The 14,368-nt window shown below is 68.4% G+C and carries 13 protein-coding genes; 9 read left to right on the top strand and 4 right to left on the bottom strand.

What is annotated here, in order from left to right:
• Positions 1-25: 25 nt before the first annotated feature.
• The 3 genes from AU197_RS01850 (at position 26) to AU197_RS01860 (ending at position 3,417) form a co-directional block, all read left to right on the top strand.
• On the top strand, positions 26-1,207 hold the full coding sequence (locus tag AU197_RS01850; RefSeq protein ID WP_064400663.1) for a M20 family metallopeptidase: 1,182 nt from the start codon (positions 26-28) through the stop codon (positions 1,205-1,207).
• A complete protein-coding gene (locus tag AU197_RS01855; protein WP_064400664.1) occupies positions 1,204-2,376 on the top strand; it encodes an amidohydrolase in 1,173 nt (390 codons plus the stop codon). The genes AU197_RS01850 and AU197_RS01855 overlap by 4 nt, the downstream gene beginning before the upstream one ends.
• Before the next feature lie 153 nt (positions 2,377-2,529).
• Positions 2,530-3,417 carry a type IV toxin-antitoxin system AbiEi family antitoxin gene (locus AU197_RS01860; protein ID WP_064400665.1) on the top strand — a complete coding sequence of 296 codons (888 nt, stop codon included), beginning with the start codon at positions 2,530-2,532 and terminating at the stop codon, positions 3,415-3,417.
• 91 nt (positions 3,418-3,508) lie between these two features.
• Here the strand turns inward: AU197_RS01860 and AU197_RS01865 are convergent, their stop codons facing one another.
• The gene (locus AU197_RS01865; protein ID WP_064400666.1) at positions 3,509-3,982 is read right to left on the bottom strand and encodes a gamma-glutamylcyclotransferase family protein; all 474 of its coding nucleotides are present in this window, start codon (positions 3,980-3,982) and stop codon (positions 3,509-3,511) included.
• A gap of 65 nt (positions 3,983-4,047) precedes the next feature.
• Between AU197_RS01865 and AU197_RS01870 the strand changes: the two genes are divergently transcribed.
• From AU197_RS01870 to AU197_RS01880, 3 genes are read left to right on the top strand one after another with little or no spacing between them, the layout of a single operon-like run.
• Complete coding sequence (locus tag AU197_RS01870) at positions 4,048-5,463, top strand: NAD(P)H-quinone dehydrogenase (protein ID WP_064400667.1); 1,416 nt, start codon at positions 4,048-4,050, stop codon at positions 5,461-5,463.
• Positions 5,464-5,518: 55 nt separating this feature from the next.
• Positions 5,519-7,258, top strand: a complete 1,740-nt coding sequence (locus AU197_RS01875; RefSeq protein WP_064400668.1) for a glycerol-3-phosphate dehydrogenase/oxidase — start codon at positions 5,519-5,521, stop codon at positions 7,256-7,258.
• A gap of 10 nt (positions 7,259-7,268) precedes the next feature.
• Entirely contained in the window at positions 7,269-8,126 is an 858-nt protein-coding gene (locus AU197_RS01880; RefSeq protein ID WP_064400870.1) for a pseudouridine synthase, read from the top strand.
• Position 8,127: 1 nt separating this feature from the next.
• Here AU197_RS01880 and AU197_RS01885 read toward each other — a convergent pair whose 3' ends face one another.
• A complete protein-coding gene (locus AU197_RS01885; protein WP_064400872.1) occupies positions 8,128-10,044 on the bottom strand; it encodes a glycoside hydrolase family 2 protein in 1,917 nt (638 codons plus the stop codon).
• 649 nt (positions 10,045-10,693) lie between these two features.
• On the opposite strand from AU197_RS01885, the gene AU197_RS01890 reads away from it, so the two are divergent.
• On the top strand, positions 10,694-10,957 hold the full coding sequence (locus tag AU197_RS01890) for a hypothetical protein (RefSeq protein WP_064400873.1): 264 nt from the start codon (positions 10,694-10,696) through the stop codon (positions 10,955-10,957).
• Between the two features lie 29 nt (positions 10,958-10,986).
• Positions 10,987-11,757, top strand: a complete 771-nt coding sequence (locus AU197_RS01895) for an SDR family NAD(P)-dependent oxidoreductase (protein ID WP_064400669.1) — start codon at positions 10,987-10,989, stop codon at positions 11,755-11,757.
• Here the strand turns inward: AU197_RS01895 and AU197_RS01900 are convergent.
• Together AU197_RS01900 and AU197_RS01905 are read right to left on the bottom strand one after the other, a co-directional pair.
• Positions 11,723-12,511 carry an enoyl-CoA hydratase/isomerase family protein gene (locus tag AU197_RS01900; protein ID WP_064400670.1) on the bottom strand — a complete coding sequence of 263 codons (789 nt, stop codon included), beginning with the start codon at positions 12,509-12,511 and terminating at the stop codon, positions 11,723-11,725. The genes AU197_RS01895 and AU197_RS01900 overlap by 35 nt on opposite strands.
• Before the next feature lie 23 nt (positions 12,512-12,534).
• Complete coding sequence (locus AU197_RS01905; protein WP_064400671.1) at positions 12,535-13,221, bottom strand: TetR family transcriptional regulator; 687 nt, start codon at positions 13,219-13,221, stop codon at positions 12,535-12,537.
• Positions 13,222-13,290: 69 nt separating this feature from the next.
• Between AU197_RS01905 and AU197_RS01910 the strand changes: the two genes are divergently transcribed.
• Positions 13,291-14,358 carry a ferredoxin reductase gene (locus AU197_RS01910; RefSeq protein ID WP_064400672.1) on the top strand — a complete coding sequence of 356 codons (1,068 nt, stop codon included), beginning with the start codon at positions 13,291-13,293 and terminating at the stop codon, positions 14,356-14,358.
• Positions 14,359-14,368: the final 10 nt, after the last annotated feature.

Raw genomic sequence — 14,368 nt, forward strand, 5'->3', positions numbered from 1 at the left:
GATGGCGCAGTGAGATACTGCCAAGATGCCAGCACTCACCGCGTCGGACGCCGTTGAGGACGCCGTCCGGCGACGCAGTGACGACCTGGTCGAACTTTCGCATTCCATCCACGCGGAGCCCGAACTGGCGTTCGCCGAACACCGCAGCTGCGCCAAGACGCAGGCGCTGGTCGCCGAGTACGGATTCGAGATCACGCCGGCGCCCGCGGGGCTCGAGACGGCGTTTCGGGCGGAATACGGCAGCGGCCCGCTCGTCGTCGGTGTCTGTGCGGAATACGACGCACTGCCCGGTATCGGGCACGCCTGTGGCCACAACATCATCGCGGCCTCTGCCGTCGGCACCGCGTTGGCCCTGGCAGACGTGGCCGACCGACTGGGATTGACGGTGGTGCTGCTCGGCACGCCTGCCGAGGAGGCGGGCGGGGGGAAGGTGCTGCTGCTCAACGCGGGCACGTTCGACGACATCGCCGCCTCGGTGATGCTGCATCCCGGTCCGCTCGACATCGCCGCCGCGCGGTCGCTGGCACTGTCGCAGGTCGCCGTACGGTACGAGGGCAGGGAGGCCCACGCCGCCGTGGCGCCGTACCTCGGCATCAACGCCGTCGACGCGATAACCGTCGCGCAGGTGGCGATCGGGCTGCTGCGCCAGCAGATGGCGCCGGGCCAGATGGCGCACGGCATCGTCACCGACGGCGGTCAGGCCACCAACGTCATCCCGGCACGCGCCGAGATGCAGTACACGATGCGCGCCAACGACGCCGCCTCGCTGCACGAACTCGAACAGCGGATGGCGGACTGCTTCCTGGCCGGCGCGGTGGCCACCGGCTGCGGCCACGACGTCACCGAGACCGAGCCCAGCTACCACGAACTGACCCCGGACACCTGGCTGGCCGAGACGTTCCGCGCGGAGATGCAACGGATGGGCCGCGAGCCGGTTGCCCCGGAACTGGAGGCGGCGCTGCCGCTGGGCAGCACCGACATGGGCAACGTCACGCAGGTGATGCCCGGAATTCATCCGATCGTCGGCATCGACGCCGGGGGTGCGTCGATCCACCAGCCCCCGTTCGCCGAGGCCGCGGCCGGCCCCAGCGCCGACAAGGCCGTCATCGAGGGGGCGGTCATGCTGGCTCGCACGGTGGTGCGGTTGGCGGAGACGCCCGGTGAACGCGACCGGATCCTGGAACTGCAGGCGAGGCGGCCGTCATGAGCGTGCTGCCCCACGCCGCCGCCCGGTGGCTCTCGGCCCACTTCGACGACCTCGTCGAGTGGCGCCGTCACATCCACATGCATCCGGAGCTGGGTCGCCAGGAGTTCGCCACCACACAGTTCGTGGCGTCGCGGTTGGCCGACGCGGGCTTGAACCCGAAGGTGCTGCCCGGTGGCACCGGCTTGACGTGCGACTTCGGGCCCGACCACGGCTCGCGGATCGCGCTGCGTGCCGACATGGACGCCTTGCCGATGACCGACCGCACCGGCGCGCCCTACGCGTCGTTGGTGCCGGGTGTCTCGCACGCCTGCGGGCACGACGCGCACACCGCGATCCTGTTGGGCGCCGCGCTGGCGCTGGCGTCGGTGCCGGAACTTCCGGTCGGGGTGCGGCTGATCTTCCAGGCCGCCGAGGAGCTGATGCCGGGCGGGGCGATCGACGCGATCGCCGCGGGCGCGCTGTCGGGCGTGTCGAGGATCTTCGCGTTGCACTGCGACCCGCGGCTGGCGGTGGGAAAGGTGGCGATGCGGCCCGGGCCCATCACGTCGGCCGCCGATCAACTCGAGGTGACGTTGCATTCGCCCGGCGGCCACACCTCGCGACCGCATCTGACCGGGGACCTCGTCTACGGGCTCGGCACGTTGATCACGGGGGTGCCCGGCGTGCTGTCGCGCCGCATCGATCCGCGCAACAGCACCGTGATGGTGTGGGGTGCGGTGAACGCGGGCGTCGCCGCGAACGCGATCCCGCAAACCGGGACGTTGGCAGGCACCATCCGCACCGCGAGCCGCGACACCTGGGAAACACTCGAAACGATTGTGCGGGAGATCATTTCGTCGCTGTTGGCGCCGCTGCACATCGAGCACACGGTGCAGTACCGCCGCGGGGTGCCGCCGGTGGTCAACGAGGAGATCTCCACCCGCATCCTCACCCACGCGATCGAGGCGATCGGCCCCGACGTGTTGGCCGACACCCGGCAGTCCGGCGGCGGCGAGGACTTCTCGTGGTACCTGGAGGAGGTACCCGGCGCGATGGCCCGGTTGGGCGTGTGGACGGGTCGAGGACCCCAATTGGATTTGCATCAGCCGACGTTCGACCTCGACGAGCGGGCACTGGCGGTCGGCGTGCGGGTCCTGGTCAACATCATCGACCAGGCCGCCGCCTTCTAATTGCCGCGACCGGCCGTGTTTGCCCCGCGACACGCCGCTGCGATCGGGCAGTTCGCGGTCACTCGCGCGCGGTGATTGTCCCCAAGCGGTGCTCCGTCCACATTCTCGTGGCGTGCCCTTCCGGCGCGGTGAGCGGTCGCAGACGCTCGGCGGGTGAACCCAGAACTGTTGCGACTGTTCGATACACAGGCAGGCCTGGCCAGCAGCGGCCAGATTCTGCAACACATGACGAGGCGCGACTTCGAGGCGGCGCTCGCAACCGGCCCACTGCAACGACTCTGGCCGGGCGTCTACTGCTTGGAGGAACCCGACGACCTCTTGCGGTTGCGGGGACTGGACTTCCGCTGCGGAAAGCCGGTCGCCGCGTGTCTTCACACCGCGGCCGCGATGTACGGCTTCGATACGGCGGAGCCGGCCGACCTTCATGTGCTCAGCCCGCCGGGGTCGCGGTTGCGCTCCACCGACGGGCTGGTGGTTCACCGTCGCGAGGGCGCGCCACTGACCGTCGTCGACGGGCGGCCGGCCACCACACCGGCTTGGACAGCGGTGGAGGTGGCCCGCTCGCAACGCCGCCCGCGAGCGCTGGCCACCCTTGATGCCGCGCTGCGCAGCGGTTCCTGCGATCGGACCGAGTTGTGGCGCGCCGCCGTCGCGCAGGCCGGTCGGCGCGGCATCGTCGCGGTTCGCGGGCTGATCGCGCTGGCCGACGCCCGCGCCGAGTCGCCGATGGAGAGCGAAGCGAGGCTGGCGATGATCGACGGCGGCCTGCCGTCACCGGAGTTGCAGTACGAGGTGATCGACGGAAACGGCGAACTGCGTCGCCTCGACTTCGCCTGGCCCGACCGGTGCGTGGCCGCCGAGTACGACGGGCTTGCCTGGCACAGCGACCCCGACGCGATGCTGCGCGACCGTAGGCGCAGCGCCGCGCTGTCCGACATCGACTGGGTGGTCGTCGCGATCGTCGCCGACGACGTCCGTCAGCGGCCGTGGCAGTTCGTCGACCGGATCGACAAGCAGCTTCGTCGCGCTCGCGCGGCGTGAGCGACCGCAAAATGTGTGCTGGATACGGTGTGTCTGCGCGCAAACACGGTCGCTCGCGGCACTGAGGGGTGACGCTCGCGGCACTGAGGGGTTAGGAGCCCGGGCCGATGTTGAGCGCGGGGCGGGTCCGCAGGTCGTGCACGTACTCCGCTGGCGCGCCGGCGATTTCGGCGGCGTCGGCCATCACGCCGAGATAACGCGCCGACGGTAGGCCGCCCTCCCACGCGTCGACCACGTAGAGCCAGGCGAGCACGGGCTCGAAGTCGGTGTCCGACGAGATGCGGTGCACCCGGCAGCGGATCTTCTTGTGGAAACCGAGTTCCGAGCCTTCCCAGCGGTCCAGGTTGGCCTCGTCGTCCTTGGTCATGTCGTAGAGCACGACGAAGACCTTCGACGTCGGATCCTCGACGACGGTGGCAAGCGCGCCCTCCCAGCCGATGTCCGCCCCGCCGAACGTCAGGCGCCAGCCGTACAGCCAGCCCGTTCCCGCCATCGGTGAATGAGGGGCGCGCTGCAACATCTGCTCCGGATGCATGTTCGATCCGTAGGCGGCGTAGAGCGGCACCAGGAAAGACTAAGCGTTCGCGCGCCGCGTGGGCGATCGACCTCCCGCTTCGTTAGGTTGGGGGCGTGGCAACCCGCATCGTGATCATCGGCGGCGGGCCCGCCGGCTATGAGGCGGCACTGGTGGCCGCGGCCCGTGGACCCGAAGTTGCCGAGGTCACCGTCGTCGACTCCGACGGCATCGGCGGCGCCTGCGTGTTGTGGGACTGCGTCCCGTCCAAGACGTTCATCGCCTCCACCGGTGTGCGCACCGAACTGCGGCGCGCCCCCGACCTGGGGTACGCACTGGAGTTCTCCGACGCCGAGATCTCGCTGTCCAAGATCAACGAGCGCGTCAAGACGTTGGCGGCCGCGCAGTCGGTCGACATCGCCGAACGGCTGCGCAACGACGGCGTCACGCTGATCGCGGGCCGCGGCGAACTGGTCGACGACATGCCGGGGATGGCCACGCACACGGTCAAGGTGACCGCACACGACGGCACCGTCAGCACGATCAAGGCCGACGTCGTGCTGATCGCCACCGGGGCCAGCCCGCGCGTGTTGCCCGGCGCCGAACCCGACGGCGAACGCATCCTGAACTGGCGCCAGCTCTACGACCTCGAGGAGTTGCCCGAGCATCTGATCGTCGTGGGTTCCGGCGTCACCGGCGCGGAGTTCGTCAACGCCTACACCGAACTCGGGGTGAAGGTGACGGTGGTGGCCAGCCGTGACCAGATCCTGCCGCACGAGGACTCCGACGCCGCCGCGGTGCTCGAGGACGCGCTGATCTCCCGCGGTGTCACGTTGGTCAAGAACGCGCGCGCCCAGTCGGTCACGCGCAATGGGTCCGGCGTGCTGGTGACGATGACCGACGGACGCACCGTCGAGGGCAGCCACGCATTGATGACGGTCGGTTCGGTGCCCAACACCGGCGGCCTGGGCCTGGAACGGGTCGGCATCGAACTCGGCGAGGGCGACTACCTGAAGGTCGACCGGGTCTCGCGCACCGGAGTGCCCGGCATCTACGCCGCCGGCGACTGCACCGGTCTGATGCTGCTGGCCTCGGTGGCCGCCATGCAGGGTCGCATCGCGATGTACCACGTGCTGGGTGAGGGGCTCGAACCCATCCGGTTGCGGACGGTCGCCGCGGCGGTGTTCACCCGGCCCGAGATCGCCGCCGTCGGGGTGCCGCAGTCCAAGATCGATGACGGGTCGGTGGCCGCGCGAACGATCACGCTGCCGCTCAACACCAACGCCCGCGCCAAGATGTCGAGCCTGCGGCGCGGTTTCGTCAAGATCTTCTGCCGCCCGGCGACGGGCGTGGTGATCGGCGGCGTGGTGGTGGCGCCGATCGCCTCGGAGCTGATCATGCCGATCGCCCTGGCGGTGCAGAACGGCAACGACGTCGAGGATCTGGCGCAGACGTTCTCGGTGTATCCGTCGCTGTCGGGTTCGATCACCGAAGCGGGCCGGCGCCTGATGGCACACGACGATCTGGACTGAGTCCACGTAGCCTGGGGTGGGCGAGCGTACCGACGAGTAACTAGGAGCCATTCCCGTGAGTGACCCGATCCCAGCGAACGGGCAGACGCTTCTGGGTCCCCAGCAGCGGGCCGAGGCCTGGGAGCGGCTCGGCAGCGAGCAGGTCGACGTCGTCGTGATCGGCGGGGGAGTCGTCGGCGCCGGCGCCGCGCTGGACGCGGCGACACGGGGATTGAAAGTCGCGCTCGTCGAGGCCCGCGACTTCGCATCGGGCACGTCCAGCCGGTCGTCGAAGATGTTTCACGGCGGGTTGCGCTATCTCGAGCAACTGGAGTTCGGGTTGGTGCGCGAGGCGTTGCATGAGCGCGAGCTGTCGCTGACGACGTTGGCGCCGCATCTGGTCAAACCGCTGCCGTTCCTGTTCCCGTTGACCAATCGGTGGTGGGAACGTCCGTACGTGGCGGCGGGCATCTTCCTCTACGACCAGCTGGGCGGCGCGAAATCAGTTCCGGCGCAGAAGCATCTGACGAAGTCCGGAGCATTGCGGCTGGCGCCCGGCCTCAAGCGGTCGTCGTTGATCGGCGGCATCCGGTACTACGACACGGTGGTCGACGACGCGCGACACACGATGACCGTGGCCCGCACGGCCGCGCACTACGGCGCGGTGGTGCGGACCTCGACACAGGTCGTCGCGCTGCTGCGGGAAGGTGACCGCGTCACCGGCGTGGAGGTCCGCGACTCCGAGAACGGCGCGGTCACCGAGGTGCACGGGCACGTCGTCGTGAACGCCACCGGCGTCTGGACCGACGAAATCCAGGCATTGTCCAAGCAGCGCGGGCGATTTCGGGTACGCGCCTCCAAGGGCGTGCACATCGTGGTCCCCCGCGACCGGATCGTCAGCGAGGTCGCGATCATCCTGCGCACCGAAAAGTCGGTGCTGTTCGTGATCCCGTGGGGCACGCACTGGATCATCGGGACCACCGACACCGACTGGAATCTGGACCTCGCGCACCCGGCGGCCACCAAGGCCGACATCGACTACCTCCTCGAAACCGTCAACACGGTGTTGGCGACGCCGCTGACCCACGACGACATCGACGGCGTGTACGCCGGGCTGCGGCCGCTGCTGGCCGGGGAAAGCGAGGAGACCTCGAAGCTGTCGCGTGAGCATGCCGTCGCGGTCCCCGCTCCCGGACTGGTCGCGATCGCGGGCGGCAAGTACACGACATACCGGGTGATGGCCGAGGACGCCATCGACGTGGCGGCCGAATACATCCCGGCGCGGGTGGCGCTGTCGATCACCGAGAAGGTCCCCCTGATGGGCGCCGACGGTTATTTCGCACTGATCAACCAGACCCAAAGCGTCGGAAAGCATTACGACCTGCACCCGTACCGGGTGCGGCACCTGCTCGACCGGTACGGATCCCTGATCGGTGAGGTGCTGCAGATGGCCGAGGGTAACCCCGAACTGCTGACCCCGATCACCGAGGCGCCGGTCTACCTGAAGGTCGAAGCATGGTACGCCGCCGCCGCCGAGGGCGCGCTGCACCTCGAGGACATCCTGGCGCGGCGGATGAGGATCTCGATCGAGTACCCGCACCGCGGCGTGGACTGCGCGCGCGAGGTCGCCGAAGTGGTTGCGCCGGTGCTGGGTTGGAGCAACGAGGACATCGACCGCGAAGTCAACACGTATCTGGCGCGGGTGGATGCGGAGATCCGCTCGCAGCAGGAACCCGACGACGAGTCGGCCGACGCGTTGCGTGCGGCGGCCCCGGAAGCGCGCGCGGAGATCCTCGAACCGGTGCCGCTCAATTGAGGTGCGGGCGGTGAGGCGCCCGGCGCCGTTACCCGTGCAGGACGGGCTGGGGCCGGCGCGCGTGCGGCTTCGCGGCGGTGCGGTGCTGGTCGAGCTGGCGGACCGGTTCGGCGAGGCGGCCGCAGCCAAAGTGCTTGCGGGCGAGGTGGTGACGGCCGACGGCGACGTCGTGACCGCGGGGACCGTGCTGCCGCCCGGTGCGTTCGTGTACCTGTACCGCGAACTGCGCGAAGAGGTTCCGGTTCCCTTCGCTGTTCCTGTGCTCTACCGCGACGACGACATCGTGGTGGTCGACAAACCGCACTTCCTGGCGACGATGCCGCGCGGGCGCCATGTCGCGCAGACGGCGACGGTGAAGCTTCGGCGTGAATTGGAGTTACCCGAACTGTCGCCGGCGCATCGGCTCGACCGGCTGACCGCCGGCGTGCTGCTGTTCACCACCCGTCGCGAGTTGCGTGGGGCCTACCAGACCATGTTCGCGCGCGGCGAGGTGCGCAAGACGTATCTCGCGAGGGCCGGCGTCGATCCGGCGCTTGAGTTCCCGATCACGGTGCGCAGCCGAATCGTCAAGCGGCGCGGGCAACTGCAGGCGGTCGAGGAGCCCGGCGAGCCGAACGCCGAAACCGTCATCGACCATCTTGGCGATGGGCTGTACCGGTTGACGCCGCGGACCGGTCGGACGCATCAGCTGCGGGTGCACATGGCTTCGTTGGGCCTGCCGATCGTCAACGACCCGTTATACCCGGTGGTGACCGACGTCGCGCCGGACGATTTCACGCGCCCGCTACACCTTCTGGCGCAACGCCTCGAGTTCACCGACCCGCTCAGCGGACGTCAACGCGACTTCGTCAGCACCCGGAGCATGTGACTCAGCGACGCTGCTCGACCGGCTCGTTCACCTGGGCCCCCGCGGCGATCACCGCACGGTTGCGTTCGGCGACCGTCCGCAGCGACATCTTGACCAGCCAACGGTCGTAAGTCATGTACCCGTTGACCTCGTTCTCGACGTCGGTGGTCTGGGTGTAGATGGCGCCGGACAGCCCGCCCTTGCGGACCTCATCCTCGAGATGACGACTCACCTGCACGTAGCGCTCGGTCAATCGTGCTCGACTGTCGGTCATTTCGTAGGCCTGCGGTCGGCCCGGCCAGCGGTTGCCGTGGGGGACCAACCCGAGCCCGCCGTACTCGCCGTTCACCACCACCCGGTGCTCCAGCGGGATCGGGCGATCGCCGAGCATCGTGCGCTCGTCGCGCGGGGTCGCCGGATTGTCGTGCAGAACCGGGCGGCCCGGACCGACGTAGGTGTGGTCGTCGTAGACGTCGCCGGCCCTGCTGTCGGGCCTGGACTTGCAGCAGTTCACCCCGCTGTTGGCGTTCACCATCCGGGTCGGGTCGGCGGCCTTGGCCACCCCTGCGATCCGTGCGGTGTCGAACTCGCCCCACCCCTCGTTGAACGGAACCCAGCCGACGATCGAAGTGACGCTTCGCAACTGGTCGATCATCTCGACCAGTTCGCGCTCGAAGTTGACTTTCGCCTGTGCCGACGGTTCCGGTGCGGGGCCGACCGGAACGTCGAGCGAGACGTCCAGCGACGGCATGTCCTGCCACACCAGCAACCCGAGCTTGTCCGCCCAGTAGTACCAGCGCGCCGGTTCCACCTTCGCGTGCTTGCGGACGAAGTTCATGCCGAGCGCCTTGGTTCGTTCGAGGTCGAAGCGCAGTGCGTCGTCGGTGGGAGCGGTGAAGATGCCGTCGGGCCAGTAGCCCTGGTCGAGCGGGCCGTGCAGGAACGTGATCTTGTCGTTCAACGCGATTCGTGGACGGCCCTTTGGGTCCCTGACCGTGCTGATGGTGCGAAGACCGCCGTAGCTGGCGACCTCGTCGACAACCTTGCCTTCGGGTGTCACCAGCCGCACTTTCAGGTCGTAGAGGTACGGGTCCTCAGGTGTCCACAGGCGCGGGTCGGGAACCTGCACACGCACCGGCTTGCCGGGTTCCCCGTAGTTGCGGGCCAGCGTCGGACCATCAGGAGCCGACACGATCACCTCGGCGCGTTCGTCGGTTGTCCCGGTGGAGCGCGTCGTGACAGTGAACCCCTTCAAATCCGCTGTGAGGTCGAGCTTCTCGACGTGCGCGGCGCGTACGGGCTCCATCCACACGGTCTGCCAGATGCCGGACGCGCCGGTGTAGAAGAGCCCCTCGGGGTCGTTGCGCTGCTTGCCGACGGCAAACGGAGCGGCTTCATTGCGATCCTCGGCGCGCACGACGATCTCCTGGGTGCCCGTCCAGCGCAGCGCGTCGGTGATGTCGGCGCTGAACGCGGTGAAACCGCCCTCGTGGTGGGCGACGCGCTTGTTGTTGACCCATACCGTGGCGGTCTGGTCGACCGCGCCGAAGTGCAGCAGCACCCGCTGTCCACGCCAGGTGCCGGGCACCTCGAAGTTCTTGCGGTACCACATCTGGTCGTCGTGACGCTTGACCCCTGACAGCGCGGACTCCGTGGGATAGGGCACCAGGATCTTCTCGTCGAACTCCCTGGCGGACGGGGGTGTCGTCACCGCGGTGTCCTGGGTCCGACCGGTGTAGGCCCACACGCCGTTCAGATTCAGCCAGCGCGCCCGCGCCATCTGCGGACGGGGGTATTCCGGTAGAGCGTTGTTGGGTCCGACGAGATGCGTCCATGGCGTCGACAGCGGTGGACTCTTCCGTTGCCACGCCTCGGCCGCGTTCGCCGGGGCCGCGCAGATCGCGAAACCCGCCGCCAAGGCCAGGGGTATGGCCGTCATCCGGCTGACTATCTTGCGCACACGGTGCCGGTTGTTCGACAACTCGGTGTTCACGGCCACGACTACGAGTCCCCCCTGCTGGAAACCATCGACGGAAATTGGTACGGGTGCTGCGCACCGGATGCCATGGCAAACCTAGCCAGGAGCCGGTCGCGAGGAATCAGGTGTTTCCCTATGCTTTGCACCGGCATGCTGAACGAACGCGTTCGTGCAGGCATCAGCGCAATGATTCACGACGTCGATTCAAGGGCGTGTGGATGCGTGAGAGCTGGTGTGCCACACCATAAATGCAAAGTCAGGATGCACACTCAGCCTAGCATCACTCCGTCGGCATCGCCACGGTCGACGCGGCTGTGCGCCCCATTCAGCGGCGTTCTCGGGCGCCGCCGTCACCGCGCTGCACCCCTGCGAAATGCCGAGTTTGAGCAAACGGTGAGTAGAGGAACTAGATATACGGCTGATGATCCTGTTGTCGCCGGATGCGGCCACCATACAGGAAGGAATGGTTCGGGCATCGCAGGAGACATCGACGCGGCTGAGGGGTTCGTTACGGCGACTCGCCGATCCGGTGTTCTGCCCCGAGTCCCGCGCGTGGCTGCCACAATCGGGTCGGGCGACGGCGCTTGGCACGTCGCCGGAGGGAGAAGATGTGCGCAAGGTATTGCTGTGCGCCGCTGCGGCCTTGTTCGCCGGGGGATTGGTGACCGCGAACCCGCCGAGTGCCGAGGCGACGCTCTGTGGTTCGGTCGGCGGCAGGTTCGTCGACGTGACCGGGTGTGCCGACCCGCTCTCGTATCTCAACGAGTTGCCGCCACCGCCACCCCCGCCGGTGTACGTTCCGCCGCCGCCGGCGCCGAACGTCAGCGCGTGCGTCAACGTCGGGCGTCGGGTCAGTGTGAGCGGCTGCATCTGACCGCGCACCGGTCTGCTTGACTGACGGCCGTGGACCGCGCTGCATTCGACCGTCTCTTCGATATGACCGACCGCACCGTGATCGTCACGGGCGGCACCAGGGGCATCGGCCTCGCGCTGGCCGAGGGTTTCGTCCTCGCGGGCGCCCGCGTCGTGGTGGCCAGCCGCAAACCCGAGGCCTGCGAGCGGACCGCCGAGCATCTGCGCGGCCTCGGGGGACAGGCCGTCGGCGTGCCCACCCACCTGGGTGAGGTCGACGCCCTCGAGGCGCTGGTGCAGCGGACCGTCGATGAGTTCGGCGGCATCGATGTGGTGGTCAACAACGCCGCCAATGCCCTGGCCCAACCGCTGGGTGAGATGACGCCCGAGGCGTTGACGAAGTCCTTCGAGGTGAATCTGCGCGGGCCGGTGTTTCTCGTCCAGGCGGCGCTGCCCTATCTCAAGGCCAGTGCGAAAGCCAGTGTGATCAACCTGGTTTCGGTCGGGGCGTTCAATTTCTCGGCGCTGACCTCGATCTACTCGGCCAACAAGGCCGCGCTGATGTCGTTCACCCGCTCGATGGCCGCCGAGTTCGCGTCGTCGGGCATCCGGGTCAATGCGATCGCGCCCGGGCCGGTGGACACCGACATGATGCGCAACAACCCGCAGGAGGTCGTCGACGGGATGGCGCGCAGCACGTTTCTCAAACGGCTCGCATCACCCGACGAATTGGTCGGCACCGCCCTGCTGCTGGCATCGGATGCCGGCAGCTACATCACCGGCACGGTCATGATCGTGGACGGCGGCGGAACGCCTCGCTAGCCTCGCGCATCTCACCGCTGGTCGAGGCCAGGATCTGGCTGCGGTTCTCCAGGTGCAGCGCCGCTTCCAGGCTCGACGCCTCGAGGTTCGCCCACAGCACCTGCTTGGTCGACTCGAGGCCGAACTTGCCGTAGCCGCAGAGTGTCTCGGCGATCGCCATGGCATCGAAGACCAGCGCCTCATCGGTTGACACCCGCGACACCAGCCCGAGTCGCAGCGCTTCTGGGGCGTCGACGGCCCGCGCGGTGAGGATGAGGTCGAATGCGGGTCCGGCGCCGATGATCCGCGGCAGCGTGTAGCTGACACCGATGTCGCAGCCGCCGAGGCCCAGCTTGATGAACTGGGTGCAGAACCGCGCCGATTCCGAGGCTATACGGATGTCGCAGGCCAGCGCGATGCCCATCCCGCCGCCGTACGCGACACCGTTGACCGCGGCGATCACGGGTTGCCGCAACCGGTGGATGCGGGCGGTCAGGTCGGCGATGCGTTCCTGCCAGCGCATCCCCGAGCGCGGAAATTCGGTTCCCTCGCCGGCCTTGTTGGGATTGGGATCGGTGAGGTCCAGCCCCGAGCAGAAGCCCCGTCCGGCGCCGGTGAGCACGACGACGCGGCACGCGTTGTCGGCATCGATCTGGGCCAGCGTGGAGTGGAGGTCCTCGACCAGTTCGTAGGACAGCGCGTTGAGCTTGTCGGGGCGGTTCAGTGTGAGCACGGCGATGTCGGGACGCGGGTGGGCCAGTTCGAGGTGCGGCATGCGCACACGCTAACCCGCCCGATTCACACGCTGCTGCGCCATCCCGTGACGCCGACCACGATCATCCGCAGCTGTTTGACCGCCACTCGTTTGATCTCGTTGAGCGCGGCCTGATCGTGGGCGTCCTCGATGGCCTCGGCGATCACGATCATCGCGTTGACGAACAGGCTCGCCAAGATGTTGAGGTCTTCGCTGCTCCAGGTGTTCAAGCCCGGGAAGCGGGCCAGGTCGATCGCCAGCTCCGAGGTGATCAGTCGAATCTCGGTGCGGATGGCGTACCGCAGCACGGTGACCCCGCTGTTGCGCTCTCGGCCGATGAAGCGCCAGTGCTCGCGGCGTTCGTTCACGCCGTCGATGAGGATGTCGACGCTGGACTCGATGACCCTCTTGGGGTCGAGCCTGCCCGCGCGGGCGCCGCGCAGCATGTCGCGCAGACTGCGGAACGACTCGTCGATGAGGACGAGCCCGAGGGCTTCCATCGACTCGAAATGCCGGTAGAACGCCGCGGGCACGATGCCGGCTTCGCGCGTGACCTCCCGCAGGCTCAGCGCCGAGAAGCTGCGCTCCTCGAGCAGCTTGAGTGCGGCCGCGACGATCGCCTGCCGGGTGGCCTCCTTGCGCTCCTCGCGGGACATGGTCGCCCGCGGGTGATCGCGCGAACGTGACCGTCCCGACCGGCTCGACCGTGAGCCAGGCGTACGACTGTTCACTGTGTGAAACCTACCACAACCTGGGTGAATGGGTTGACGAGGTGCTGCAGGCCCGTGAACAGTGTACATATGTTCACTCAAACTTTGACGCGCGGCCTGAGGGACCGGGTGCTCGGGTCACCGCTGGTCGACCTGCTGACCGGCCCGCATGGCGTGGACCGATACACCGAGCTCGTCGCGCCCACCTGGACGCGGGGCGACGCTCGTGCCGAAGTCGTCGCGGTGCGGCGCCAGACCCCGCGCAGCGTCACTCTCACCCTGGAGCCGAATCAGGCGTTCACTGGTTTCCGCGCCGGGCAGCACATCAACCTGACGGTCGAGATCGACGGTCGCCGTCGCACCCGGCCGTACTCGCCGGCCAACGCCGAGGGGGACTCCTACCTCGAGCTGACGGTGGGACGCCACGACGGCGGCCTGGTCTCCGCCTACCTGTGCGACCACGCCCGCCCCGGCATGGTGGTGGGTCTGGATTCGGTCGGCGGTGACTTCGTACTTCCCGATGACCCGCCCCGGCGCATCCTGTTTGTGTCCGGCGGTAGCGGCATCACCCCGGTGATGTCGATGGTCAGGACGCTGCGGGCCCGCGGATACCGCGGCGAGGCCACGTTCATCCACTACGCCCGCTCGGCGGAGGATGCGTGCTACCGCGCCGAGCTCGACGCGATGACCGGCGTGCGGGTGCTACACGGCTACACGCGAGCGGCGGCCGGATCCGACCTGACCGGCCGGTTCGGCCCCGCGCACCTGGCCGCGGCGATGCCCGACCCGGACGCGGTGTTCGTCTGCGGCCCGCCCGAGCTCGCCTCCGCCGTACGTGAGCACTGCACGAACGTGCGTTCGGAAAGCTTTGTCCCGCCGACGTACACGGTGCCCGCCGAACCCTCCGGCGGCACGGTCACGTTCGCCGACAGCGGGGTGGCGGTGACCGACGACGGACGCCCGCTGCTCGAGCAGGCCGAACGCGCTGGCCTGACCCCCGAAAGCGGATGCCGAATGGGCATCTGCCACAGCTGCACCCGCCGCAAGACTCGCGGCGTGGTGAAGAACCTGGTCACCGGCGCGGTGTCCGCCGCGGAGGACGAGGACGTGCAGATCTGCGTCTCGGCCCCCGTCGGCGACGTCGACCTCGCGCTTTGAACCGAAAGGA

This window comes from Mycobacterium sp. IS-1590, assembly GCF_001500025.1.
Classification (GTDB): domain Bacteria; phylum Actinomycetota; class Actinomycetes; order Mycobacteriales; family Mycobacteriaceae; genus Mycobacterium.